This is a genomic window from Acinetobacter seohaensis (assembly GCF_056431365.1).
Map to the genome: position 1 here is coordinate 19,379 of NZ_JBWKMK010000140.1, position 25,669 is coordinate 45,047.

29 protein-coding genes and 2 pseudogenes are annotated in these 25,669 nt (G+C 41.4%); 16 read left to right on the forward strand and 15 right to left on the reverse strand.

The genetic code is table 11. The features are described from left to right. Nucleotides 1-56: 56 nt before the first annotated feature. The 3 genes from AC07E5_RS13565 to AC07E5_RS13575 all read right to left on the reverse strand — a co-directional run bounded on the left by AC07E5_RS13565 (nt 57) and on the right by AC07E5_RS13575 (nt 3,562). Nucleotides 57-1,025 carry a lipase family alpha/beta hydrolase gene (locus tag AC07E5_RS13565; protein WP_498625663.1) on the reverse strand — a complete coding sequence of 323 codons (969 nt, stop codon included), beginning with the start codon at nt 1,023-1,025 and terminating at the stop codon, nt 57-59. 176 nt (nt 1,026-1,201) lie between these two features. Continuing rightward, nucleotides 1,202-2,182, reverse strand: a complete 981-nt coding sequence (locus AC07E5_RS13570; protein ID WP_104852622.1) for an esterase/lipase family protein — start codon at nt 2,180-2,182, stop codon at nt 1,202-1,204. A gap of 351 nt (nt 2,183-2,533) precedes the next feature. Beyond that, nucleotides 2,534-3,562 carry a lipase secretion chaperone gene (locus AC07E5_RS13575; RefSeq protein ID WP_498625664.1) on the reverse strand — a complete coding sequence of 343 codons (1,029 nt, stop codon included), beginning with the start codon at nt 3,560-3,562 and terminating at the stop codon, nt 2,534-2,536. 144 nt (nt 3,563-3,706) lie between these two features. Here AC07E5_RS13575 and truB point away from each other — a divergent pair, with 144 nt between their 5' ends. Both truB and AC07E5_RS13585 read left to right on the forward strand, forming a co-directional pair. Beyond that, the gene (gene truB, locus AC07E5_RS13580) at nt 3,707-4,612 is read left to right on the forward strand and encodes a tRNA pseudouridine(55) synthase TruB (RefSeq protein WP_168460794.1); all 906 of its coding nucleotides are present in this window, start codon (nt 3,707-3,709) and stop codon (nt 4,610-4,612) included. Nucleotides 4,613-4,815: 203 nt separating this feature from the next. Continuing rightward, nucleotides 4,816-5,274, forward strand: coding sequence for a hemerythrin domain-containing protein (locus AC07E5_RS13585; protein WP_168418489.1), 459 nt, complete (start codon nt 4,816-4,818; stop codon nt 5,272-5,274). 21 nt (nt 5,275-5,295) lie between these two features. On the opposite strand, the gene AC07E5_RS13590 is transcribed toward AC07E5_RS13585, so the two are convergent. After that, nucleotides 5,296-6,174, reverse strand: a complete 879-nt coding sequence (locus tag AC07E5_RS13590) for an EamA family transporter (protein ID WP_498625665.1) — start codon at nt 6,172-6,174, stop codon at nt 5,296-5,298. Between AC07E5_RS13590 and AC07E5_RS13595 the strand changes: the two genes are divergently transcribed. Beyond that, nucleotides 6,128-6,283 (forward strand): hypothetical protein, encoded by a 156-nt coding sequence (locus AC07E5_RS13595; RefSeq protein WP_162164694.1) that lies wholly within the window; start codon nt 6,128-6,130, stop codon nt 6,281-6,283. The genes AC07E5_RS13590 and AC07E5_RS13595 overlap by 47 nt on opposite strands. Before the next feature lie 49 nt (nt 6,284-6,332). Here AC07E5_RS13595 and serA read toward each other — a convergent pair whose 3' ends face one another. Next, a complete protein-coding gene (serA, locus tag AC07E5_RS13600; RefSeq protein ID WP_104852617.1) occupies nt 6,333-7,565 on the reverse strand; it encodes a phosphoglycerate dehydrogenase in 1,233 nt (410 codons plus the stop codon). A gap of 347 nt (nt 7,566-7,912) precedes the next feature. Between serA and AC07E5_RS13605 the strand changes: the two genes are divergently transcribed. The 4 genes and pseudogenes from AC07E5_RS13605 (at nt 7,913) to craA (ending at nt 11,510) form a co-directional block, all read left to right on the forward strand. Then, a complete protein-coding gene (locus AC07E5_RS13605) occupies nt 7,913-9,322 on the forward strand; it encodes a D-2-hydroxyglutarate dehydrogenase (protein WP_154320282.1) in 1,410 nt (469 codons plus the stop codon). Between the two features lie 157 nt (nt 9,323-9,479). After that, on the forward strand, nt 9,480-9,851 hold the full coding sequence (locus AC07E5_RS13610; protein WP_004974545.1) for a hypothetical protein: 372 nt from the start codon (nt 9,480-9,482) through the stop codon (nt 9,849-9,851). Between the two features lie 138 nt (nt 9,852-9,989). Next, nucleotides 9,990-10,099, forward strand: a pseudogene (locus AC07E5_RS13615) (pirin family protein); the annotation flags it as partial. A gap of 181 nt (nt 10,100-10,280) precedes the next feature. Further along, nucleotides 10,281-11,510, forward strand: coding sequence for a chloramphenicol efflux MFS transporter CraA (craA, locus tag AC07E5_RS13620; RefSeq protein WP_498625666.1), 1,230 nt, complete (start codon nt 10,281-10,283; stop codon nt 11,508-11,510). Between the two features lie 123 nt (nt 11,511-11,633). Here the strand turns inward: craA and AC07E5_RS13625 are convergent, their stop codons facing one another. The 4 genes from AC07E5_RS13625 to AC07E5_RS13640 form a co-directional block, all read right to left on the reverse strand. Then, complete coding sequence (locus tag AC07E5_RS13625) at nt 11,634-11,930, reverse strand: DUF3817 domain-containing protein (RefSeq protein ID WP_004974548.1); 297 nt, start codon at nt 11,928-11,930, stop codon at nt 11,634-11,636. A gap of 339 nt (nt 11,931-12,269) precedes the next feature. Further along, nucleotides 12,270-12,758: a superoxide dismutase [Cu-Zn] SodC gene (gene sodC, locus AC07E5_RS13630; RefSeq protein ID WP_256733956.1), complete on the reverse strand. Its 489-nt coding sequence runs from the start codon at nt 12,756-12,758 to the stop codon at nt 12,270-12,272. Nucleotides 12,759-12,975: 217 nt separating this feature from the next. Beyond that, a complete protein-coding gene (locus AC07E5_RS13635; RefSeq protein WP_498625667.1) occupies nt 12,976-14,115 on the reverse strand; it encodes an AI-2E family transporter in 1,140 nt (379 codons plus the stop codon). A 108-nt stretch (nt 14,116-14,223) separates the two neighbouring features. After that, entirely contained in the window at nt 14,224-14,868 is a 645-nt protein-coding gene (locus AC07E5_RS13640) for a ParA family protein (RefSeq protein WP_004974554.1), read from the reverse strand. 115 nt (nt 14,869-14,983) lie between these two features. Between AC07E5_RS13640 and AC07E5_RS13645 the strand changes: the two genes are divergently transcribed. Then, nucleotides 14,984-15,457, forward strand: coding sequence for a Holliday junction resolvase-like protein (locus AC07E5_RS13645; RefSeq protein ID WP_004974557.1), 474 nt, complete (start codon nt 14,984-14,986; stop codon nt 15,455-15,457). Here the strand turns inward: AC07E5_RS13645 and AC07E5_RS13650 are convergent. Beyond that, a complete protein-coding gene (locus AC07E5_RS13650; protein WP_498625668.1) occupies nt 15,454-16,080 on the reverse strand; it encodes a class I SAM-dependent methyltransferase in 627 nt (208 codons plus the stop codon). The two genes, AC07E5_RS13645 and AC07E5_RS13650, sit on opposite strands and share 4 nt — an antisense overlap. A 175-nt stretch (nt 16,081-16,255) precedes the next feature. On the opposite strand from AC07E5_RS13650, the gene AC07E5_RS13655 reads away from it, so the two are divergent. Beyond that, nucleotides 16,256-16,822, forward strand: a complete 567-nt coding sequence (locus tag AC07E5_RS13655) for a hypothetical protein (protein ID WP_171287417.1) — start codon at nt 16,256-16,258, stop codon at nt 16,820-16,822. Between the two features lie 9 nt (nt 16,823-16,831). Next, on the forward strand, nt 16,832-17,242 hold the full coding sequence (locus AC07E5_RS13660; RefSeq protein ID WP_498625670.1) for a protease inhibitor I42 family protein: 411 nt from the start codon (nt 16,832-16,834) through the stop codon (nt 17,240-17,242). Between the two features lie 149 nt (nt 17,243-17,391). On the opposite strand, the gene AC07E5_RS13665 is transcribed toward AC07E5_RS13660, so the two are convergent. Next, nucleotides 17,392-17,724 carry a HopJ type III effector protein gene (locus AC07E5_RS13665; RefSeq protein WP_498625671.1) on the reverse strand — a complete coding sequence of 111 codons (333 nt, stop codon included), beginning with the start codon at nt 17,722-17,724 and terminating at the stop codon, nt 17,392-17,394. A gap of 234 nt (nt 17,725-17,958) precedes the next feature. Here AC07E5_RS13665 and crcB point away from each other — a divergent pair, with 234 nt between their 5' ends. Further along, a complete protein-coding gene (gene crcB, locus AC07E5_RS13670) occupies nt 17,959-18,336 on the forward strand; it encodes a fluoride efflux transporter CrcB (protein ID WP_004974593.1) in 378 nt (125 codons plus the stop codon). 213 nt (nt 18,337-18,549) lie between these two features. Here the strand turns inward: crcB and AC07E5_RS13675 are convergent, their stop codons facing one another. After that, on the reverse strand, nt 18,550-18,798 hold the full coding sequence (locus AC07E5_RS13675) for a type B 50S ribosomal protein L31 (RefSeq protein ID WP_004974599.1): 249 nt from the start codon (nt 18,796-18,798) through the stop codon (nt 18,550-18,552). A gap of 277 nt (nt 18,799-19,075) precedes the next feature. Between AC07E5_RS13675 and AC07E5_RS13680 the strand changes: the two genes are divergently transcribed. Together AC07E5_RS13680 and AC07E5_RS13685 are read left to right on the forward strand one after the other, a co-directional pair. Next, nucleotides 19,076-19,357, forward strand: coding sequence for a type II toxin-antitoxin system RelB/DinJ family antitoxin (locus AC07E5_RS13680; protein WP_004974600.1), 282 nt, complete (start codon nt 19,076-19,078; stop codon nt 19,355-19,357). After that, nucleotides 19,357-19,677 (forward strand): type II toxin-antitoxin system PemK/MazF family toxin, encoded by a 321-nt coding sequence (locus AC07E5_RS13685; RefSeq protein WP_131260605.1) that lies wholly within the window; start codon nt 19,357-19,359, stop codon nt 19,675-19,677. Before AC07E5_RS13680 ends, AC07E5_RS13685 begins: the two co-directional genes overlap by 1 nt. A gap of 158 nt (nt 19,678-19,835) precedes the next feature. Here AC07E5_RS13685 and AC07E5_RS13690 read toward each other — a convergent pair whose 3' ends face one another. The 3 genes from AC07E5_RS13690 to AC07E5_RS13700 all read right to left on the reverse strand — a co-directional run bounded on the left by AC07E5_RS13690 (nt 19,836) and on the right by AC07E5_RS13700 (nt 23,144). Further along, complete coding sequence (locus tag AC07E5_RS13690; protein WP_498625673.1) at nt 19,836-21,134, reverse strand: ABC1 kinase family protein; 1,299 nt, start codon at nt 21,132-21,134, stop codon at nt 19,836-19,838. 145 nt (nt 21,135-21,279) lie between these two features. Further along, nucleotides 21,280-22,644, reverse strand: coding sequence for an MATE family efflux transporter (locus AC07E5_RS13695; RefSeq protein ID WP_004974603.1), 1,365 nt, complete (start codon nt 22,642-22,644; stop codon nt 21,280-21,282). A 38-nt stretch (nt 22,645-22,682) separates the two neighbouring features. Beyond that, the gene (locus AC07E5_RS13700) at nt 22,683-23,144 is read right to left on the reverse strand and encodes a DMT family transporter (protein ID WP_004974605.1); all 462 of its coding nucleotides are present in this window, start codon (nt 23,142-23,144) and stop codon (nt 22,683-22,685) included. A 122-nt stretch (nt 23,145-23,266) separates the two neighbouring features. Here AC07E5_RS13700 and hemW point away from each other — a divergent pair, with 122 nt between their 5' ends. The 3 genes and pseudogenes from hemW to AC07E5_RS13715 all read left to right on the forward strand — a co-directional run. Beyond that, nucleotides 23,267-24,421: a radical SAM family heme chaperone HemW gene (gene hemW / locus AC07E5_RS13705; protein WP_180060106.1), complete on the forward strand. Its 1,155-nt coding sequence runs from the start codon at nt 23,267-23,269 to the stop codon at nt 24,419-24,421. Nucleotides 24,422-24,579: 158 nt separating this feature from the next. After that, nucleotides 24,580-25,563, forward strand: coding sequence for a DNA cytosine methyltransferase (locus AC07E5_RS13710; protein ID WP_180051423.1), 984 nt, complete (start codon nt 24,580-24,582; stop codon nt 25,561-25,563). A gap of 31 nt (nt 25,564-25,594) precedes the next feature. After that, nucleotides 25,595-25,669 (forward strand): annotated as a pseudogene (locus AC07E5_RS13715) (IS607 family transposase); the annotation flags it as partial.

The following is a 25,669-nucleotide window of genomic DNA, read 5'->3' on the forward strand; positions in this document are numbered from 1 at the left end:
CGTTACAGCTAAAAAATGCGCCATTTAGGCGCATTTTTTTATGTCTGGTATTTGATTTATAAACCTTGTAGTTTTAAGCGGTTGGCATGTTGACGATATACATCAACAGGATCAGGCGCAAAAATATCTTTCATGCCCAAGAGTTGATTGACTTCGTCCAAGTGGTTCCAATAGTAGTTATCACGAATGGTTTTACCAAATTTGGCGCTGCAGCGTGATACCAAACCATCATTATCACGACCATTATCAATCAACAAACTGGTCGCCAACATGGCTGAGTCTGGATCAAGTAAATTGGTGACAGCCGTATTGCCCGTAAATGAATAGAACTGGATGCCTTTTTCTTGATAAGCGCCCTCACCACAACTTGTCGTTGGCATACCCATTGGGAATTTGCTGTTAAATTGTGCAGAACCAGCCAAAGTTAAGCTTTTTGCACTCGCCAACGAATCATGTGGATAGCTGTTTGGATCTAAACCTTGTGCCCAAGTGATGGTTTTGGAAACTAAATTGACCATGTCGATTAATGGCTTTTCAAGTGGTGTGCCTTGTACTTTTAAAATAAAGTCAGCTACAGGCGAGCCTTTGTTAGGTGAACCGACCGCAGTCAGCGATGCGACTTTAGACGGCATCACGCCTGCAACATAACGAATAGTGGGCCCACCATGTGAGTGACCAATTAAGTTGACTTTGCTTGCACCTGTAATTGCAAGAATTTCATCGACCTGTTGTGCCAATTGTTCGCCACGAACTTCGGATGAGTTAAAAGGAGATACACGGGTTGCCCAAGCGTTTGCACCGTTACGTGCTAAATTGGGTAAAATTTGGTACCAATAGTCGACACCTAACTGATCTCCACCAATATTGATAAAGCCTGCCATACCGTGAGTAAACACAATCGGATATTTGGTTTTGGCATAACTGGAGATCACGAAGTTAGATTTGACCTGTTCTGCATTGGATGCGTGCGCGGTACCGAGAGTACTGGCCGCGATTAAGCCTGCAATGAATAATCCATATTTCATATAACATCCTCTATTTTATTGTGCTTTCCTAGCATGACAATATCTATTGTCAAATATCATTATTCAGGAAATTTGCTAGATTGCAAGTTCTGAATGATTCATGGTTATTGAACTTCTTGCACTTGAGTTTCAAGCACAGGAAGATGGTTTTGCCAAGATTGAAATGAGCTTTACTACTACAAACCTTGTAATTTTAATCGGTTGGCATGTTGTCGATACAGTGCAACTGGGTCAGGTGCAAACAAGCCCGTTAAGCCAAACATCATGTTGGCAAGGTCGGTATGATTTAGTCGGTAGTTGTCACGAATGACGTGTCCAATGTGGGTACTACAACGTGCGACCATGCCATCGTTGTCTAAATTGCCATAAGACAGTGGGCCGAGTTGCATTAAAACAGTGTCAATATCCAGTAAATTGGTGGCTTGTGCTACACCTGTCCATGAATAGTAATGAATACCGCGATCTACTTTGGCACCGCTGCTGCTGCAATTTGCGGCCAAGGCTGTGGTTGGAAAACGACGGTTAAAATCTGCAGACGCTGTTTCGGTTAAAGAAGCCATCGATGCATCAAAATCGACAGGCATGTCTGGCTGTTGCTGCGCCCAAGTAATGAGAGGCGCCACCATATAGTCGCCTAAAATATTAAACGCGGTGCGTGATAAACGATTATTTTGAATATCATCGGCAACTTTGGAGCCACGGAATGTACCTGCAACGCCCGTAATTGATGCCACATATTCAGGTTTGGTCGCAGCTACATAACGTACTGTTGGGCCACCATGTGAGTGACCAATTAAATTGACTTTGGATTTGCCCGTGATTGCCATGACTTCTTCGACTTGGGCAATCAGTTGCTCACCTCGAAATTCAGTACGGTGTGCAGGGGAGAGTTGTGCGGCAAATACGGTTGCGCCATTACGTGCCATATCTGGCAAAATTTGATACCAATAATCCATATTAAAGGTTTCATTGCCAATGCGTGACCATCCGAGCCAGCCGTGTACCATGAGCAATGGATATTTGGTTTTGGCATAGTCAGATTTGGCCTGTTCCTGAATAGGCAACACGCTTGGAGCAGCTTGAGCGACACCCATTGAACCGAGCAAGCAGCCAGTGACAGCCAATGTAATTGCCCGTATGTTAGAGATGATGGTCATAAAACAATCCTGTGATCTTTATTTTTATTACAAGTGAAGTGGTGGCTTCGCTTCCCTCCTGAAAGCTCAGATATGCAAATTGCCGTTGGTTACGGCACATTATTGTGAGTCATCCTCGACTATTTTTTGTACGCTCAGGTATTTTTTCATGCGTAATTTAGAAAAAACATATCATTTGGGGACAGTTATTGCGCATTGTCCCAGAGATTTGTAAATCTACATGCATCTTGATATCTATTTAATATTTATAGACATTTGTATATTAAATCGTTGTGGTGAGTTTGTACTAAAACAGCTTTTCAGGCATAAAAATAGGGCATGTTGAATGCCCCAGTTTCCTATGTAGATATGTTAGTCAGCAAAAGGTAATTTTCCACCTTGATCATGTACCTGTTCAAAGGTTTCTAAACGCAATTGCTCTTGTGGATTTTGAAAATGCTGTCCGCGTAATTGTTTCACGGCTTGTTGCTTGGCTTGATCATTCATTCCACTTTGCATGATTTGATCACGCGTACTTAAATAATCCTCTACTCGTGATTTCCACTGACTGCGTTGCCCATCCAATTGTTCTAAACGCTGAGTTGCTTCAGGACCAACCAGATTTAAACGCATTTGGCGGATTTCAGCAGCAGAACCGCCACGTGCTTTAATTGCTGCGGTTAAACTGCGCAAATCCTGTAAAGTATTTAACTGTTCTAAATTCTCCTGCCAATCTTGCGGGAGTTGTTTAAATAATTCTTGTAATTTCTGCGCTTTTTCAGCTTCGGACAATTTTTTATCATCCATCACCGCCATACGTTTTAAGGTGTATTCGTGGTAGGCATCTTCCGTACCAAATAAACCTTCAATTTCATAATCTGAAAAATACTGTTTACGCAGGTTTTGCATATTGCTAAAAATGCTGCGGTAATATTGCGGATCTTCCTGACTCAAGTTCGGTGTTTGCAGTTGCCCCAACGCATTTCTGTAGTCTAAATAACGCTGCCATAAATCTAAAATTTGCGATAAAGCAGGCTCTTTATGTCCTTGTTGAATATACCTTTTAAAATCACCACGAATTTGTTCAATGCTTTTTTCGCCATATTGGGTAATAAAATATTCAAAACAGTTACGGGTTTGCTCATTCACAATCAGACGATTACTTGCATCCAGTTTAAGCTGACAATTGACTTCGGTGTCCTGCTGACTTGGGCTTAAAAAATTTGCAGCAGGGTGATTCTGCATGGTTTGCTGCATGCTCAAAGCTTGAGATGTTTCATCATTTGAGCTTTGCTGGGGTGATGTATCGGGGGAGTTTGATTGTGGCATCAGCCAATACACCAAAGCCGCAATCAGCAGTATCACTACGCCTAAAACAATCCATATTTTATGTTTCTGCATTTCAATGCACCTGTATATCCATTTTATTTTTTTAATCCTAAGCGCCCAAATATGCCATAAAAGTAAGTCGCTGTTCTAGAAATGTTGTCATTTATCGCGGCAGATTGTTACCATGACGCAGTTTTGCTTTGACCTATGTGTGCTATGAAATCATCTGCGGCTAAAATCCAGCGTCGTGCCATTAGTGGTGTATTTTTATTGAATAAACCTTTGGGCATCAGTTCCAATGCAGCATTGCAAAAAGTGCGTTGGTTATATCGGGCACAAAAAGCAGGGCATACAGGAGCATTAGATCCATTGGCTTCAGGTTTGCTGCCGATTTGTTTGGGTGAAGCGACCAAATTTTCGCACTATTTACTCGATTCGGTGAAACGCTATCAAACCACCATTCAATTCGGGCATAGCACCACGACAGGTGATGTAGAAGGTGAAGTCTTGTTACAGCAAGTTGTGCCAGCATTGAGCCAAGAAAAAATTGAACAGGTTTTGACGCAGTTTCAGGGCGATATTATGCAAGTTCCGCCCATGTATTCTGCCTTAAAAAAAGAAGGTCGTCCGTTATATGAGTTAGCTCGTCAAGGCATAGAAATTGAACGTGAAGCGCGCCCAGTTACCATTTATGCGATTGAGTTACTGTCCTTTACCGAAAACAGTATCACGCTGGATGTTACCTGTTCCAAAGGCACGTATATCCGTGTGTTGGGTGAAGATATTGCCAAAGCTTTAGGTACTTATGGACACCTGACTTATTTGCATCGGATTAAAACGGGGCATTTTGACCTGATTCCAAGCTATAGCATTGAATATTTGGAAAGTTTAAGCGAAGCGGAACGTGAAGCCTTATTGCTGCCTGCTTATGCGCCTGTACAGCATTTTCCACAGGTTCAGGTGCCTGAAGGTCGGGCTGAATATTTTAGCCGAGGCATGGAAAGTAATATCGAGCATCCTGCTGTTGCACAAGTATTGGTGTTTGATGGTGAGCGTTGTTTAGGCTTGGCAGAAATTACCGACAAAAAACGCTTGGTGCCTAAACGAGTGTTAAATCTTTAAAATGCAGTGAGATAGCTTATTTAAACTTGTGCTATGAAGACGTAAAGTTTCTCATACAAATCTTTGCAGGATTTCAGCTTCATGCCCTATACAGTAATTAGAGCTAAAAACTGAAATTAAAAACCGACAATAAAACCGAGCGTTGCGTTAGCCAGTGACATTTGCTTGCCAGCCAGCATCGGTTTAAAACAAGAGGTCTGCATATGAATATTTTTGAAGCTTTGCGCCAGAGTCACGAGATTCAACGAGATTTAGCCACCCAACTCATTCAAACTTCGGGTGATAGTCCTGAGCGCAGAGCTTATTTTGAACAACTCAAAAACGAATTGTTTGCCCATGCCGTGGCAGAAGACCGTTATTTTTATATCCCTTTGATGATGATGGATGCAGGGTTGAATATTACCCGCCATGCCTTGTCTGAACATCATGAAATTGATGAGTTGCTGGAACAGTTGACCGAAACTGAAATGAGCAATACAGGCTGGTTGGCTGTGGCCAAACAATTGTCAGAAAAAGTCCATCACCATTTAAAAGAAGAAGAACACGGTTTTTTCCAACAGGCAGGCAAAATTTTATCTGAATCGCAAAAACAAAGTTTGGCCAAACAATACTTGGCAGAGTATGAAAAATATAAACAAATGTCTAAAGACAGTTTGGTTTAAGTTTTCATTCAAAATGCCATTTTAAGTACTGTGTGGCTGTTTGGATTTTTTCACGGCTCTTAAAGTCACACCAACCGAAGCCAGCATAATGCAGCATAAGGCAATCCATTGCAGTGAAGTGATTTTCTCACCCAACAACACCAAGCCTGTCAGTGCGGCTAAAGCAGGCGATAAACTGGAAAGTGTGCCATAACTCATTTTGCTCAGTTGTTTTAAGGCTTGTAAATCCAGCGCATAAGGAATGGCCGTGGCAAGTACTGCAATGGCAAGCGCCTTACCCCAATACTGGGTTTCAAACAGTGCGGGGGCATTGTTATACAGTCCGAAGGGAATCAAAGCCAAAGCTGAAATACTGATGGCGATGGTCAGCGCGTGCATGCCAATATTTTGTTGCACCACTTTTTGCCCAAAATAAATATAAAAAGCCCAGCACAATCCTGCACCTAGGGCACACGCTGCACCAAACAGACTAAAATGATCACCCTGCGCTTGTCCCCAAGGCACCATAAGAATAATGCCTAAAATCGCCAACAACACCCAAACATAATCTTTACGGTTTTGAATGGATAATAAAGCCAAGCCCAAAGGCCCGACAAACTCTAAACCCACCGCAATACCTTGCGGCAACTTGCCCAAAGACAGATAAAACAGAATATTCATTAAGCCCAAGGCTGCGCTATAGCACAATAAATCACGCCATTTTAAATGTGCGAGCCGCGACAGAATTTGCCATGAGCGAAACATGATTGCCACAATTACACTGGCAAAGCACAGTCGCAAAATCGTCACAGTAAGCGGGTCAAGCACCTGAAACAATTGTTTGGCAAAAGAAGCACTGATTTGATAGGAGATCATGGATAAAACCATGAACAACACCGCAGTGAGTTGGGCGTTTGGCATGGGGCAGAAAAATACTCAACAGTGTGGAAATGGGAAGGTCAGGCAGATTATAGCAAGTTTAAAAATACAGGGCTGTGGCAACTCAAGGTTACTCATAGATCAGGCATAAAAAACCACAGTGCTAAGACTGTGGTTTTTTGTAGCACCAGCGTGTGGTCTTAGAACAAGACACGTACGCGAATTGTGCCTTCAACTTCGTGTAAAGTATCTAGTGCTTCTTTAGATGCAGTCGCATCAACATCCATCACTAAATAACCGACATCACCTTTGGTCATAAGTGATTGACCAGAGATGTTGATGCCGTGTTCAGCAAACAAGTTGTTGATTTTAGACAATACACCTGGAATATTTTGGTGAATATGCAATAAACGGTGCTTGCCTTCAGTCAATGGCAGTGCAATTTCAGGGAAGTTCACTGCAGACAAAGTCATACCTTTATCTGAATATGCAACAAATTTCTCTGCCACTTCTAAACCAATGTTCGCTTGCGCTTCCATGGTAGAACCACCCACGTGCGGTGTTAAAATCACGTTTGGTAGGTTACGTAGTGGGGAAACAAATTCTTCACCATTGGCTTTTGGTTCTTTCGGGAATACGTCAACTGCAGCACCTGCAATATGACCAGACTTGATGGCATCTGCCAAATCTTCAATCACCACACAAGTACCACGTGCCGCGTTAATGAAAATTGCGCCTTCTTTCATTTGTGCAAATTGTTCTTTTGCCATGAAATTGCGGGTAGAGGGTACATCTGGAACGTGTAAAGAAACCACGTCAGCATTTGCCAATAATTCGCCCATAGAGCCAACTTGACGTGCATTACCTAACGGTAACTTGGTCACAGCATCATAATAAATGACCTGCATACCCAAGCTTTCAGCCAATACTGAAAGTTGAGAACCGATTGAACCGTAACCCACGATACCTAAAGTTTTACCACGTGTTTCAAATGAACCTACAGCAGACTTGTTCCAGCCACCTGCATGTGTATCGGTTGATTTTTCAGGTACGCGACGTAGCAATAAAATTGCTTCAGCCAATACCAATTCTGCAACCGAACGGGTGTTTGAATAAGGGGCATTGAAAACTGGAATACCACGTTCCATTGCTGCAGTTAAGTTCACTTGGTTTGTACCAATACAGAAACAACCTACCGCAATTAGTTTGTTCGCAGCTTCAAAAACTTCTTCAGTTAGCTGTGTACGTGAACGAATTCCGATGAAATGCGCATCTTTAATCGCTTCTTTTAACGCATCGCCCTCAAGCGCTGTTTTACGATAATCGATGTTGGTATAACCCGCTGCATTTAACACGTCGATTGCGTTCTGGTGTACGCCTTCTAACAACAAGAAACGAATTTTATCTTTAGGTAGTGAAAGATGTTGGCTCATTACGGCTCCGCTACAAAGGCCAAATTTAGTGGCGGTATGATAACATAGGAGATGGGTCGATATACATTTCCTTTATGACCAAGAGTGCAGGTATTTTTTGTCAGATATAATCTCTTTCAGAAATATTGCCCAAAATTATCCTGTTCTTACCACGTTATATTATCGGAATTGCCAATATTCACAGGTTTTTCAAAAAAATCGCTTATAATAAGCGGCGCACATGAAAGCCAACCCACGCTGTTGCTTTGATGCACATATTTAGTCTGCAGTATCTTCATCTTCAAATAGATCAAGATGTGCAGACAGTCGCTTTTCTTCCTGTTTAATTCTTGCTAGGTCTGCAAACGATGAATGCTCCAGTCGCTTTAACCCCTGAGTTATTGACCCAATTAACGGCAATAGTCGGTGAAAACCGTATTAAAACGGATGCCGATAGCCTCCAAAACTGGGGTCGTGACCATACAAAGCATTTTGATCCGAACCCATCGGTCATCGTTTTCCCATCAAGCACAGAGCAAGTACAAGCCATTGTAAAACTGGCGAATCAGTTTAATGTGGCCATTACTCCATCGGGCGGACGTACAGGTTTATCTGCGGGTGCTGTGGCAGCCAATGGTGAAATTGTAGTCAGCATGGACAAGATGAACCAAATCTTGGAATTTTTCCCTGCAGACCGTATGGTACGTGTGCAAGCGGGTGTGGTGACTGAGCAACTACAAAACTATGCCGAAGAACAAGGCATGTATTATCCAGTCGATTTTGCATCTTCAGGTTCTTCACAAATTGGCGGTAATATTGGTACCAATGCGGGCGGTATTAAAGTCATTAAATACGGCATGACCCGTAACTGGGTGTTGGGTCTGACTGTGGTAACAGGCAAAGGAGATATCCTGCGTCTGAACAAAGGCATGATCAAAAACGCAACAGGTTATGCGCTGCAACATTTATTTATTGGCGGTGAAGGCACACTTGGCTTAGTGACCGAAGCTGAAATTAAGCTAGAACGCCAACCGCAAGATTTGCAAGTGATGGTGTTGGGCGTACCTGATTTTAATTCGGTGATGCCTGTATTACATGCTTTCCAAGCTAAAATTGATCTGACTGCATTTGAATTCTTTGGTGAATTGGCGATGCAAAAAGTCTTGGATCATGGTCATGTGCAACGTCCATTTGAAACCGAATGTCCATTTTACGTGTTACTTGAATTTGAAGCGCCATTTGAGCCAATTATGGACAAGGCGATGGAAATTTTTGAACACTGTATGGAACAAGGCTGGGTGATGGATGGCGTATTGAGCCAAAGCCTAGACCAAGTTGAAAGTTTATGGCGTTTGCGTGAAGACATTTCTGAGTCGATTGCACCGTTTATTCCATATAAAAACGATATTTCAGTATTGATTACTCATGTTCCTGCATTTATTCAGGAAATTGATGCAATTGTGGCAGAAAACTATCCTGACTTTGAAATTTGCTGGTTCGGCCATATTGGTGATGGTAACTTGCACCTGAACATTCTTAAACCTGCCGATTTAAGCAAAGACGAATTCTTTGCCAAATGTCAGGTGGTAAATAAGTATGTATTTGATACTGTGAAGAAATATGATGGTTCTATTTCTGCAGAACACGGTGTAGGCATGACCAAAAAACCATATTTGGAATATTCACGTTCGGCTGAAGAAATTGAATATATGAAAGCGCTGAAAAAAGTGTTTGATCCTCAAGGCATTATGAACCCAGGCAAATTATTTGATTTGTAATTCCTTTCGCCTTTCATTTATTTAAGTGAATTGAAAAACGCATCCTCGTGATGCGTTTTTTTATGCCGCTGTTTTAATTTTACATTTCTGTTCTAGCGTTTCTGCTCGAACAAGGCATCATAGAAGCATAAATAATAATCAACATTTTGGAGGAGTTATGTTGCGTTTAATCACGGTTTCCGCATTGGGTGTTGCGTTATTGTCAGGCTGTGCGACTACACAGAATATTATTTCACAAGTTACGCCTGCAGAAACACCTTTGGCGCAGGTACTCAAACAACGTCCAGATTTGCGTAAAGAATTGGCTACCGTTGAAATTCGTCAATACTTTAACCGTGTCGAAGCACCAACTGCGGCAGAAGTAAAAATTACCGAAACAGGCTTAATGGATGATTCGGTACGTTCAATTCGTAGTATTTATCACTTTAAAAATATTAATGGACAATGGCAGCAGGGTGATGTGCAAACCGCTTACTTATGCGCACGTGGTAAAAATACCAAGACTTTCCAAAGCAAAAAATGTCCTTAAATTGCTGTAGGGCTTAGGTAAATCTTGCATGATGTTCTAAAAATGCAACAAAGCGTCTGTGGATAATACTCGTGTTATCCACAGCTTTTATTTAGGATGACTTCATTCGATTCAAAAACGTGTGAGCGCAGCATGTCCATCAAAACGCTAGCATTTCTACACTGTAATGATCGCCTCATTGCCGTGGGTAGTTTTATCCTGTACTTTCGGTATTTTCATATTATGAATTGGGCAATACCGTATCGCCTTAACCCGCTGAAGGAGGTGATGCCTAACTTGGTCTGATGTCACATCAAGTGCCGCAATTTATTTAACGGACTTAAAAAATGCGCCATAAATTTGCCATTCAACTCTGTTAAACTGCAGCTCAATTTTCTATTTTTATGGGCTAAACGCGGCTGACTTGCATCGTTTTGTCCTTTATAACTCATGCCACAGCAGCAAAAAAATACCATTCAACGTGCCACACTCATGTTTCCCTTGGCTTTGGTCTTGTTTGAGTTTGCAGTTTATATTGGCAATGACTTGGTTCAACCCGCAATGTTGGCCATCACACAAGATTTTGGTGTCAGTAGTGCATGGGCAGCTTCGTCTATGTCATTTTATTTGTTGGGCGGTGCTTGTGTAGCGTGGTTATTGGGGCCACTCTCTGACCGTTTGGGGCGCAAAAAAGTATTATTGGGCGGCGTGGCATTTTTTACCCTGACTTGCTTATTGATCTTATTGACTCAGAATATTGAAAGTTTCCTAGCCCTTCGTTTTTTACAAGGGTTTGGCTTGTCGGTCATTAGTGCGGTCGGTTATGCGGCTATTCAGGAAAACTTTGCAGAGCGTGATGCAATTAAAGTCATGGCACTCATGGCAAACGTCTCTTTACTCGCTCCCTTGCTCGGCCCAGTCTTGGGTGCATCTATGATTGAGCATGTTTCTTGGCATTGGGGGTTTATCGGCATAGCACTGTTGGCATTTTTGAGTTGGTTTGGTTTGAAAGCCAAAATGCCTGAAACTCAGCAAAGTATTCCTAAACGTCCGTTTCGAGATGTGTGGGATGATTTTAAGCATGTCTTTCAAAATACCAGATTCTTAGGTCTGACATTGGCGCTGCCTTTATTGAGTATGCCCTTAATGTTGTGGATTGCATTATCTCCCGTGATGTTGGTTGAAGATTTAGGCTTTAGCAGTCTGCAATACGGTTTAGCACAGTTTCCTGTTTTGGGTGGTTTGATTTTAGGCAATTTGGTGCTGATGAAAGTCATTGACCGTTTGCCTTTAGGCAAAACAGTCTTGATTGGCCTGCCTTTAATGTTGTTGGGCAGCGTGCTGATCGTACTGGGTGCAATTTGGCAAAGCTATTTTGTGTGGTGTTTGGTGATTGGCATGAGCCTGATCAGTTTTGGTGAGGGGATGAGCTTTTCGGTCTTATATCGTTTTGCCCTAATGTCATCAGAAGTGTCTAAAGGCACTGTTGCTGCCAGTGTTTCAATGCTATTGATGCTGTGCTTTTTTATAGTGATTGAACTGGTACGTGTTTTATATGTTCAGTTTGATATTTGGGCGTATAGTGTGGCTTGTTTGGTGCTGATAACACTGTGGTTTAGTTTGCCACGCATGATGCTTAAACAGGTGATGCAGGAGCGAGTTGCTGCAGGGCAGTTTTAAGGGTTTAAATTTTTCTGCGGTATCATAAAACAAGGCGATGTAGCATCGCCTTGCAAACATTTGATTTAGAAATCAAATATCAAATAATGTGTAATGTGATGAAAGCTAAAAAGGACTTGCAGATTAAGCTTGTACTGGTTGTTCCATCTTTTTCAATTTAGCATCAAAAACAAATGGGCCAAAAGGTAAAATTGAAGCAATTAAGCCCAAAATAAACATTTTAAGAGACCATTTTTGTTTTTCACAAACCACAAAAAGCACCACTAAAAATGCGATAAACAATACGCCGTGTCCCATACCTACATATTTCACTAAAATTGGGTTATCGAACATATATTTCATGGGCATAGCAATAAATAACAACAATAAGAATGAAATACCTTCTAGGAACCCAACCCAACGTAATGTTTTAATGTTCATGCCCAAATCTTTTTCATGTCGATAAAACAGCAGTGTAGCGCAAATAGTGACAATCGCAAAGATGAGCGGTTGTGATCTCTGCACATTTATAAGTTAGACACGATGTTTGCAAAATTGAGCTGTTTTCTGCTAGTTCGTAGCAAGTTTTTCAAAAATTAGTGAGTGTGGATATGAAACACGACTGATATAAAGCGAGACGAGCTGCATTGAGCTTATTTTTAGAATAATCCACAACAAGATGATTTTACTTTTTTGCGGATAAGTCGAAAGGCATGTGTATAACCCTTAACTTATCCACAATTGGTAATAAATGTTTTATTGAAAATGTATAAAGCGGGTTTAAATGACCCCACAGGCGATTCGCTCACCACCACCGCCCAATGGTTTTGGATGGTCGGCATAGTTATCGCCGCCTGCATGAATCATTAAAGCCAATCCTTCAACTTGTGCCAATGTTAAACGTGGTGCAATCACGGTTACTTTGGCTGTTCCATCGCTTGCAACACTTAAAGCAGGTAAATCACCTAAATGTCCTGTCAGTGGTGTGCCATGATGCGGGACATTTTTCGGATTAAAATGACCGCCCGCTGCCAAAGCAGCAACCATTTTTCCTTCTTTTTCTGCTGCTGCACATGAACCTTTTTCATGGATATGAAAACCTCGTTCACCTGCAGGGAGTTGCTGGAGTTGGGTGTGAATGATTAAGCCTGCTGCACTGTCACGCAGTTCGACCGTACCTAATTCTTTGCCAATACCTTGTGCTGAAACAGCATGCATTTTCACTAATTTTGATTTTTCTTGTGTGGTTGCGGTGGTGCTGCAACCCATGAGTACTAGACCACTAAAAGCAGCAAGACTGGCAAATTGGAGTATTGAGCGCATAAAAGACATCCTGTTTGTTGTGCATAATATTTAGGGATGTCTTGATTGAAACAAAGTTAGCCACGTTACAATACAACGTTTGCGTAGTGGAATGTATGTACTGTGTTGAGCTGATTTGTTCAGATCAACACAGTCATGTGAGCAATATGATCAGAAAGAAAGCTTAATCAAGCTTTGAATTGGAAGATGAATCGTCTTCGGGTAGGTCGTGGGCAAGTGTGGCTTTCGGCATCATTAAAGCTTCGGGTTGATTATTTTCATGCAACCATTCACGCCAAATGGCCAGTAACACGGCCAAAATAACAGGGCCAATAAACAGACCAATTAAGCCAAAGCTAGCAATACCACCCAGTACACCAAACATAATCAATAAGAATGGAATTTGGGTCGCACCTGAAATCACCAAAGGTCGGATGACGTTATCTGCCGTGCTGACTACACACACGCCCCAAGCCATAACACCAATGGCTTCCATGGTATGCCCTTGGGTGAATAACCATAAGGATACCGAACCATAAGCCAGCGGTGGGCCAAAGGGAATCAGCGCAAATAAGAAGGTCACAATTGTCAGTACCATTGGGTTAGGTACATCGGCCACAAAATAACTTACACCTGCCAATAAGGCCTGTGCAATTGCCGTAAGACCAACCCCATACACCACGGCACGTGTGGTTTCAGAAATGGTATCTAAATAGTGGTGAATACGTGGCCCAATCACCATTTCTAAAGCTTTGCTGACTTGATGCAAAATGGTGTGACCATCGCGGTAGAAAAAGAATAACGATAGCAGGGCAAAACCCAGTTTAATCAGATTTTTACTGACCTCATTAATGACCACTTTTCCGTAGTTTAAATGTCCCTGAATCCATAAGGAAATAGACTGCACAATACTGTTGGGATCGTGGTTAATTTCTTTGAGAGTGCGGGTGACTTCTTTTCCGATAATCGGTAAATTACGAATAAGATCAGGCACATCTAAATGCCCAGAAAAGACCTGTTTTTGCAATTCGTAATATAAATTGCGACCTTCATGTTGCAGAATAAAAATGGCAAAGGTGAGTGGAATACCTACTACCAACGTGACCAACAGCATCATTAGGGCTGCACTGAGTGTAGGACGATGACCGCATAGACGTAGCACCGACTGATACAGTGGCCAGCTCATGTAGGCAATAATTGCTGCCCAAACAACAGGAACAATAAAATATTTGAGTATGTGAAAACCCAAAAAGATCAGGACAAAAAACAGTCCAAACAATAAAATTTTTTGTAATGTTGGCGCGTACTGTTGCACTGAATTCACTGAAACATTCCTAAGGTCATGTGCCATATTAACTGAAAAAAAAGCTCCCGAAAACGAGAGCTTGGTAAGTTCTGGTGAATAAGTTCTAAACGGTGGCGATTCTAGGCTTTAAAACCATTGAGCAGGGTCATCTACAATGGCATTCAGTACAGGCTGCCATTGATCTTGCATTTGCAGATAAGTTTTTTGGGTTTTATCAAAAATACTTAAACCTTGCATTGCCAATTGTCCATAGGCTGCACGTTCTGAAATCCATGCCACAGGCTGTTGCTCGATTTTCTGGAAAAAATCCTGAATATCTTTAGAGCTGGCAGAGTTGGGTTTGACCCGATTGGCCAACAGCAAAATTTGGACTTTGCCTTTACGAATCCGCTTAATGTCTTGTAAGTGTTTTAAGAAGCGACGGGTGGAGTCAATGTCAAAAAATGAAGGCTGTAGAGGTGTGATAATGGCATGTGCTTCGCTAATCAGCTGCTCGGCATGCTCACCCGATAACGCACCAGGTGCATCAATAATTAAATATTCAATGTTTTTGGGTGCATCGCCAATCGACTTTTCATGACGCCAATCTAAACTTTGAATTGGAGCGGCTGTTTCTGGTCGTTGTTTTAACCATTGCAGCGCAGATTTTTGATTGTCGGCATCCGCCAAAGCAACTTTATAGCCTTTTTGTGCAAGCGCAGATGCTAAACTAATAGCCGTAATGGTTTTTCCACAGCCACCTTTTTGGTTGGCAATTAATATAGTTTTCATGACCCTCGAATCGATTTTAATCTGCTCATCCCTAGCATATCATTGTTTTGTGCTCGGAATATGACAGTTGACAAAAGTCGTATCGAGTTCTGCAAAAAAGGTTTAGGAAGGTTTTATGTCAATCTGGATGGCGATGCTGATTGGTGCCTGTATAGGCGTGGTGCTGACCACCTTAATTTTAAGCAATAGCCGCAATGGACGGATTAAAGCCGAGTATGAACAATATATTGCAGAAATTGAACTGTCACATCAGCAGGCATTATTGCAGGCACAAAAGCGCAGTGTAAATACCAGTCGTGCGGTACTGAAAGGCAAAATGGCAGAGCAATTAGCACCGATTATGCCCGAATTTCAGTATTTACCGAGCGATGCCAAATTTTTAGGTGATCCTGTTGATTATATCGTGTTTGATGGCTATACCGATTATCGGGATGGCAATGGGCATGCCGAAGATATTGCAATCGTCCTAATTGATATTAAAAGTGGTGGCGCACGTTTGACCAAAGGTCAGCAAGCAATTGCGCAGGCCATTCAGCAGGGCAGACTGCGTTTTGAAACCATTCGGATTGATTTTGAGGATTGTGATTAAAGAGGTTTATGTACTCGCGCCAATAACATGCGCTGTGCAAGACTTGGAATGCCTGCAATATCAATATATTGGACTTCACCCAATTCAAAACCAGTTTCGAGTAGGGCAATTTCAATGTCACGGTTTAAGTGACAGCCATCTGCAACTTTCTTTTGAATTGGTGTGAGCAGATGTTGCAAACGCTGAATATTTAAGTTTTGTCGATTTAAAACGTGTTCTACGAGGTGCAAAGTGCCGCCCGGTTGTAAGACACGATAAATCTCTCGCAAGCTTTGTTCTAGATCTGGAATACTGCACAACGTCCAAGTAGACACCACATGCTGTAGTTGTTCATCGGCAAAAGGGAGTTGTTCTGCACTTGCAGCAATGTGCTCAACTAAAAAGGGGGCTGCGTCAATTCGTTCCTGTGCCAGTTGAAAGACGGCTGCATTGGGCTCTAAGGCATAAACCGTATCGACATTTTGATAAAAAGCTAAATTGATCCCTGTACCAAAGCCTATTTCCAACACTTCACCTGACACGCCCAATAAAAGTTCACGGCGCAAATCCATGAGCGATGGGGTTTGCATGACTTGATTGAGCAGGTGCGGAAAAATATGTTTTTGATAAAGTCGGTACAGCATATTTTAATCTAATCATTCCTTTTTATTGCCTTTGAGCTTAGCTGAAAAGTCTGTACTTTTGCTATGTCAGTACATGCCAAAGACTACATTTTGTTACTAATTTCAACTATTGTATTCATGATCTGGCGCTAAGATAAAAAGCTGAATACATGAATTTGATGGGCTGATGACCATGATGAAAAAGCATATTTCACTCAAACTGACCGCATTATTGCTGACTTTGGCTTTGCCATGTTCTGGCTATGCTTCGGTTGAGCGTAATATTGCCAAAGGCTTACCACCTGTGGTGAAAGGTCAGTCGATTGAAGTCTTACAACCTTTTAAAGGTGATTTTCGGATTTTGGGTTCTAAAACCTATCAACATGATGCCCAAGCCAAATTTTCCCCCATTGATTATGCGGTAAGTTGGGGCTTATTTGCTGAGCCTGAAATTGCCCGTCATATCACGGTCAATCAATATGACCGCTATTTAAACTGGAAAATAGATCGTTTGCCCGTACCTGCGGAACAAGCCATGCAAATGGTCTCCAATATGCACATCATTCCTGCCAACCCACAAATTGCCAAAGAAATTAAGAAGGTCAAACGTGGCGATTTGGTACGTTTAAAAGGGGAGTTGGTGGAAGTCAAAGATCAGGATTTGGTCTGGACATCATCGCTTACTCCTACCGATACGGGGGATGGTGCTTGTGAGGTATTTCGCGTCAGTTCAATTCAGTGGATTGAAAAGGTTAAAAGTTAGGACAGGGTGATGAATTGCTATTTGCGCATGGGTTTGAGTGGATGTGTTGTGGCATTGGGCTTAAGCGCATGCACAAGTATGAATTCAAGCATTGATGGGCAAACTTTTAAATTTACAGCGCAGCAGCAATGTCCCGCATTGTTAGAGATGGATGTCGGACAAACTTTAGAATTACAACTGAATGAAAACCCAAGTACAGGCTATCAATGGAGTTTGGTAGAGTCACTGAAGCTATTTGATGTAGAAAGTATTTATCATACTGCTGAAGCTTCATCTTCTGCTCAAGTAGGGCAAGGTGGACAAAAAATATTTTATTTTCAGGCAGTCAAGGCTGGTCAGGAATTGCTCCACGTGAAACATGCCCGTGCATGGGAAAAAACCGCAATACAAGAATGGCAATGTCGGGTGCGTATTTCTTGATATGTTTGATTATGCTAAACAGCTTGAATTGTTGTGAGATTTAGCAGCAAAAAATCTATAATTTTCTTAAAATAAAAAGCCGTGTGAGGCTGTTTATAATCAGTATCGCACGGCTTTCCTATCTAAATTTAAAACTAAAATACTAAAAATTATTTGGCGCTGAGTGCTTGTCCTTCAAATTGGATGCCATCCCAACCATGTTGCATAAACTGGCGAATATTTTGGTGGTCACTGCTTGTCGGGTTTGCACGTACCGAGGCATAGTGTTCTGCAAACAAACTGAGAGTTTGTGCCTGATCTAAACCTTTTAACTGAGCAAAAGAAAACACTTTGGCGCTGCCCTGATTTTCAGTGGCCGCATTGTTTTGTTGTCCATTTTTAAATGCGGTTGGGGTGTGGTTATAGTGTGCTTCAATGAATGCAATCACATCGGCAAATGCTGCTCTGCCTGCCTCAACTTGAGCCAATAATTCTTTTGCCATGACATCCTCCACATGTGCCTAAATTGAAATAATATGCAGACTAGCGCAATTTGGTTTTGAGTGGAAAACTTTTTCGTGTATTTAACTTATGTGATTTAGGAAGATGTAAAATCTGAGCAAAGATATGGATACTTCGGGCAAGAATATCTTGAAATACAGAAAGAGATCACATGTGACTAAAAATTATGGCTGTGAGAAATACACGACATAGCCGCAAAAAGGACAGTAGAACAGATGAATTGGCTATTGGTGGCAATTGGTGGTGCATTGGGGGCAAGTTTACGTTATGCCGCAAGCCTGTATTTATTTAAATCGGCACAGCATTTTCCATGGGCAACGTGGTCGGTCAATCTGTTTGGCTGCTTTTTGGCAGGTGTATTTTTTGCATTGAGTCAGAAATATCCTGTGTTGCAGCAGGAAGCCCGCTTATTACTGATGGTAGGTATTTTAGGTGGCTTTACCACTTTTTCCAGTTTTAGTTTGGAAACTTGGCAACTCTTAAGACATGGACAGCAAGGTATGGCGTTTAGTTATGCGCTTTCCAGTGTGGTTTTGGGAGTGATGTTGCTGGGATTGGGTTTTTATGTGATTCAACAGTTTTTAAAACATTAGATTAGGGTCTGTACCAAATCAATCGTTGAGTAGAAAAATCCATTAGATAAAAATTATAAATAAAAAGAAGCCCAGGCTGGAGGAGAGTGCTTGGGCTTTGAAGATAGAGGATATCCCATCGTTTCGATGAGCAATCTTGCTATGTTTAAAATATAAAACAGAAAACTTAACTGAATATGAAGTGATTGTGAGATTTTGCAATAAAACTCAAGCTTAGCGTTTGAAACGTGCAAAGCGTTTGTTGAAGCTCGCGACACGTCCTTCATTACTGGTTTGACGTTGTTCACCTGTGTAGAACGGATGCGATGCGCTTGAAATATCCAAAGTCACATAAGGATATACCTTGCCTTCATATTCTTTACTTTGGCTGCTTTGCAAGGTGCTGCCAATCACAAAATAGGCATTGGCGTTGGTGTCGTGGAATAAAACTTCACGATATTCTGGGTGGATATTCGGGCGCATGAGATTTCTCCAAACTAAGTGTATATTTAAGTAAATGTTATAACATAACATTTGATTTGGCAAATAAAACCCACATGCATTCTTTCTAGTGAGTTTTACATAAAAATTATCTAATCTTTTTCTAAACCCGTTGTATAAGGGCTTTCATTGAGGGAATAGTGTCTGCACAGATTAAATAATTTTTTCTATTTGAAGTGAAAAGGCATCGTAAGAACAAGTTTGACTCGTGCCATTTTAGGGCATAAAATGGCATTTAGTGGTGTAAATGGAGCATATGATGACAACATTGGTAAAAAAACGGGTTCAATACACGGTTGATCAGGCAATTATGGAATCAGCAGAATACATTATGACAAAAGTTGGTCTGACGCCTGCTACTGTAATGAGCATGGTTTATGCTGAAATTGCACGAACTGGCAAAATACCTGTCACGACTCAGGTGAGTGACGAGGATTTGAATACAGCAAGATTAATCGCGATGAGCCATAATGTTCCTAGTGTAAAAGTGTCTAGCGCTGCTGATGCTGCTGCTTTTTTAGAAGATGATGGCGGCTACTAATGACCCAACAACTCTATTGGGCTTATGTTGGCTTTACAGATATTGCCGAGGGTAAGACCAGACCTGTGTTGTATATTCGCCAAACGGACACCGACTATGTTGTATTTCGTTTAAGTAGTCAGTACGAAAATAAGTCTGCTTTTATTAAAAGCAAATATGTGGAAATTAAAAACTGGCAACAGGCTGGTTTAAAAAAGCCATCGTGGATTGATACAGTACAAACATATCAGCTGCCTATCCAAAAAACACAACTCACTTATATTGGACAACTGTCTGCCGATGATCTGGAATGCTTAATCAAACACCTTGAAATTCAATAATTTGAATTTCATCGTTTCAACTTGAATGAATCGGTTTAGATAACAAAAAATCCTCCTACATTTGGGAGGATTTTTTGTCTGGATTATAATTTTAGTTACGGAGCATAAAACAGATTGGGCTTTATTTTCAGCATCCTTTGCTGAGTCCAAAGTTGAGTCTAAGCTCGCGGTGGAACCAACTCCTCAAAAATATCATTTAAATTATCATGTACTTTTAAATGAATTAAATTCCAATAATGCCCTGAAACAGTTCGATTCACCATTAAGGTATCGGGAGAAGGCTTAAACACATCCCAATATTTCAATGAACTTTTGACCAACTCAACGCCATCATGATGGGCAGAATTTTCAGCAAAATCATAATGTGTGGTTAGCGGACGCATCAGCACTTCTAACCATTGCAAATATAAATCTTCAGGGAATTTACCCAATGCAGAAATTGCCTGCAGTGCATCTAGATGCTGTTCAATTTCGGCAATAGCTTGCGCACGCGCAGCATGAATCAGTTGTCGAAAATGATGCACTACATCATTCGATAGAGTTTTGACGCCGCCGTAATCATAAATCACCACAGAACCATCTTGGCGGAACGCAAAGTTGCCCGGATGCGGGTCGCAATGAAAGCGTTTTAAATAAAAGATTTCTTGACCCATGGCACGCAATAAACGTCGTCCCAAAGTGTTGCGGGTACGCTGTGACCATGTGCTTGCCGTTTCTATATTTTCACCTTGTTCCAAACTTAAGGTGAGAATATGCCGCGAAGAATAGTCTTTAAACACTTGTGGGATAATAATTTTATCATCCAAAGCCGCGTGAAAGGTACGCGCTACTTCTAGGTTTTGTGCCTCAATCTGGTAGTTCAGCTCATTGTCTAAACTTTCCTGAATTTCCTGAAATAGACGGTCTTGTAATTTACGGTCTATTTTAAGTACACCCATTAAACGCAGTGCCAAACGGACTTGTTTCAGGTCACTTTCGCAGGCTTCATCGACCCCAGGATATTGCACTTTGACCACCACTTGCTCGCCATTGGGTAAAATGGCTTTATGCACTTGCCCAATAGATGCGGCTGCAAACGGAGTTTCATCAAAGTGTTTAAAAATTTTGTCGAGCGGTTTACCAAGTTCTTTTTCAACTTGTGCCTTAATTTCAGCAAAAGGCATGGCAGGTGCTTGGCGCTGTAATTTACTGATGGCTTTGGCAACTTCAGGCGGAAAAATATCTTTATATTGCGAGGCAATTTGCCCGACTTTCATCACCGCACCTTTCATTTCGCCTAAGGTATCAGCAATTTGGATACCAATATCCTGAAACAATTGGCTGCGTGCCGCATTTTTTTGTTCTTCATCTGCGGTGAGGTTTTTAATCGAGTTCGATACCGTTTTGGTTGCAATACTTGCTGTCATGCTCGCAAGTTTCATAAAGCGACGACCAGGTGTACGCGCCGTTTTTGCCATGCGATGTTCCTCAAGATCATCTTTACTATCTTTTGATCATAAGTGTTCGTGAGCAAAATGCCTACTTTTAATTGTTAAAGTATTTTTTGATCACAAGACCCACGTGCCAAAACGTATTTTGGCATGTAGGTGAGTAGGCTGAGGTTTATGCTGTAAATTGGCGTTCCAGTCGTTGATTGTTGAAATATAAACGGGTCAGAAGTAACACACAGGCAATGCTTAAACCGACAATCAGCCCGACCCAAACCCCTGCAGCGCCCATACTGCTGTAACGAGTTAAATACACGCCAATGGGGAAAGCCACAACCCAATAAGCAAGCATGGTAATCCACATTGGGCCCTGAGTGTCTTGCATGCCACGCAAACAACCTGCTGCGCTAATTTGCCATGCATCCATGAGTTGATAGGCAATCGCAAATAATAATAGAGACATCGTCACTTGCGCCACTTGCGGGTCGCGGGTGTAAATTGAAATGATTTCAGGACGGAAAAACCACATCAGCGTCATTGTAGAAAAGGCAAATACAGTTGCAGTTGCAAAGCCTAAGCCTTGTACTTTACGCATGGCGTGAATATTTTGTTCGCCATAATATGTGCCAATACGAATGGTCAGGGCAATTGCCAAAGACATGGGAATCATAAATAACTGAGATGTGACTGACATGGCAATTTGATGGGCTGCCAGTTTGGTTTCTCCCAAAGGACTGATTACAATGGCGGCAGTACTAAAAATACTCACTTCAAAGAAAATGGCTAAACCAATTGGTAGTCCTAATAGCAAAATGCGTTTAATCCAGACCGCATCAATCGCTTCCCATTGGCTAAATACCTGTGTGCTTTGATAGGCGCGACTTTTAAAAATATAAAATGCCAAAGTTATAAACATTAACCATTGCAAAATAGCAGTGGCAAAACCACAACCCGCACTGCCCAGTTCAGGCAGAGGCCCCCAACCATACATAAACATAAAGTTCAGTGGAACCAATAAAGCCAATGCCAACAGACTAATTACGGTCACAGGGCGTGGATAGCCCAGTGCTTCTGAATAACCGCGCAAAGCGGCATACATGGTCACGGCAGGCATCCCAAAACCGATGGCATGTAAAAATAAGCCTGCTTTGGGCTGTAAATTTTCAGGCACACCAAATAATGGCAATAGTGCAGGCATGAGCTGTAAAATCAGCCCTGCAATCACACCTAAAATAAACGCAATCCATAAAGACTGACGGGCGATGGTTGCAATTTTTTCTGGGGTACGCGCGCCTTTAGCCTCGGCGACTAAGGGTGTGGTAGCAATCATAATGCCACTGAACAGCAGCATAATGGGCATCCACAAACCGACCCCAACGGCAATAGCAGCTAAGTCGGTGGCAGACATGTGACCTGCCATAATGGTATCAATCAGACCTAAACCTGCTTGCGCAAATTGTGTGACCAAAATTGGAATCATCAGTTGAAAAAGCTGTTTTAATTCAAAACGGGTCGTGGTCACAGAATGTATATTTGACACAAAAAATCTCAATGCATGAGGTGCTTAGCGTTTGGGTATTAGCGTTGTAAAGTGAGAAGCACACCAATAAAAATCACCACGCTACCTAAAAGACGTTGCCAATTGATACTGACTTTATCAGTGCCCAAGAACCCAAAATGATCAATCAGCATTGATGTGACCATTTGTCCAAAAATAATCACCCCAGATAAAGTGAGTAAACTTAGTTTTGGAGCACTATAAATACTCATGCTGATGGCATAAACCCCTAGACATCCGCCAATCCATAAATACCATGGGATGTTGAGCAAGGTGCTGAGGTTGGGTTTTTCGACTTGCTGAAAAAATACCAGTATGGCTAAAACTATTGTACCAACCAAAAAAGAGAAAAGGGCAGCTTGTAACGGAGAATATAAATATTCACGCAATTGGCTGTTGATTGCAGTTTGAAAGGCCATTGCAATCCCGATGCCCATCGCCAGTGGCAAAATTAAGAGTAATTGGCTGGATATCTTCATCATTTTCACATTTTTTCTTATTAAACAGATTCTAGTCTAAAGCAAATTCTAGGGAATACATCAGTGTCCTGCTGTAGTCATGTTAAAATCTGTATCACTGTTTTGATTTTGCATTGAGTCTGTCTTTGAATCCACTTCAACCCATTGATATTCCTTTATCTTTATATATTCACATGCCGTGGTGCGTGCGTAAGTGTCCGTATTGTGATTTTAATTCACATGCTGTGCCTGACGGTAAGTTGAGTTTAGATTTAGAACAGGAATATCTACAGGCTTTGCTGGAAGATTTTAAAACCCAGACTCAGTTTGCGCAGGGGCGGAAAATTCACAGTGTTTTTATTGGCGGTGGCACACCTTCGCTAATTTCAGCACAGGGGTATCAATGGTTATTTACACAGCTGAAAGCCGTGCTAGCTTTTGAAGATGACTGCGAAATTACGTTGGAAGCTAATCCGGGAACAGTGGAGCATGATCCCTTTGCAGATTATTTGGCTGCAGGCATTAACCGTTTGTCGATTGGCGTGCAGAGTTTTAATACTGAGCATTTAAAAAAATTAGGGCGTATTCATTCTAATGATGATGCGATTGCCGCAATTGGCTTGGCGCGTGAAGCGGGCTTTCAGCGAATTAATGTCGATTTAATGCATGGCTTGCCTGAACAGACTTTGCAGCAAGCACTGCAGGATTTAAAACTGGCAGTGGAACATGGTGCAACGCATATTTCATGGTATCAATTGACTATTGAGCCTAATACTGTTTTTTTCCGCACTCAGCCAATTTTACCTGTAGATGATGTCTTGGAAGAAATTCAAGTGCAGGGTGAAGCCTATTTAACTGCGCAAGGTTTTGTGAATTATGAAGTGTCTGCATGGCGTAAAGAGTTGCCGTCTGCACATAATTTAAATTATTGGCAGTTTGGCGATTATTTGGCGATAGGTGCGGGGGCGCATGGCAAAGTGACTTTGCATGATGGTGTGTATCGCTTCCAAAAAACCCGTTTGCCGAAAGATTACTTAGCCAAAGTACCTGCGGAAAACTTGCAGTTTAAAGCAATTGCAGCCGATGAGTTGCCATTTGAATTTATGATGAATGCACTGCGCCTGAATGATGGGGTTGAGGCAAACTTGTATACTGCCCGCACAGGTTTAAACTTGGATGATTTGCAGGATATTTTAAATACATTGCGTCAGCGGCAATTGTTGCAGGATGATCCGAAGCGATTGGCATGTACTGCGCAAGGGCATGTGTTTTTAAATTCGGTGTTGGAAGCGTTTTTGTGATTTGAGTTCAGCTCAGGCATCTGTCCTAACGCTTATCGAATATTGTGCTAGAGCGACAGCTTGTATCTTGCACTGCATGCTATTTAAGGTAAATTTTGTTATTGTAATGGCTTTGTTATTGTAATGGCTTTGTTATTGTATCGCCTTGAAGGTTTGAGATGAACTCTACTAGTCCAAAAGTTTTAAAGGCTCATGGTGAATTAGTGGTAAACAAAGAGGAAAACCTTTCCCTCTTTGAATCAATCCCTTTTTATCCAGAATACCCAAGTAAATTTAAATTTATTGACCTATTCGCAGGAATTGGTGGATTTCGGCTAGCGTTACAAAATCTTGGTGGCGAGTGCGTATTTTCATCAGAAATAGACCTATATGCCCAAAAAACATATTCCGTCAATTTTGGTGAAACGCCTTATGGTGATATCACTTTAGAGTCTACTAAAAATGCGATACCTGATCATTTCGATATTTTATGTGGAGGCTTCCCTTGTCAGGCTTTTTCAATTGCAGGTAAAAGATCTGGATTTGAAGATACACGCGGTACGCTATTTTTTGACGTTGCGGATATTATAAAACGGAAACAACCTAAAGCTTTCTTTTTAGAAAATGTTAAAGGCTTAATTAGTCATGATAAGGGAAATACACTTAAAACTATTTTAAAAACATTAAGAGATGATTTAGGTTACTACGTTGCTGAGCCTCAAATTATAAATGCTAAAGATTTTGGTGTTCCCCAAAATAGAGAGCGAATTTTTATTGTAGGCTTCCATAAAGATACTGGAATTCAAAATTTCTCTTATCCACAACCATTAAATAAAAAAACCTGTTTTGCCGATATAAAGGAAACTCAGGTTGTACCTACTAAATATTACTTATCTACACAGTATTTAGATACCTTGGAAAAGCATAAAGCTCGACATGAAAATAAAGGAAATGGTTTTGGTTACGCTATTATTCCAGATCACGCAATTGCCAATGCCATAGTTGTAGGTGGAATGGGGAGAGAGCGTAATTTAGTTATAGATCATAGAATTACAGACTTTACTCCAACTACTAGAATTAAAGGAGAGGTAAATCGGAAAGGTATTCGGAAAATGACGCCAAGAGAATGGGCACGGTTGCAGGGGTTAATAACTGCTAGTTGAAATCTACCTATTTCTATATTATTATATACAAATGAGTAGATATGTTAGTATTGGCGTTGCAGCTAAAACACTGGGTGTTTCCATCCAAACCCTAAGAAGATGGGAT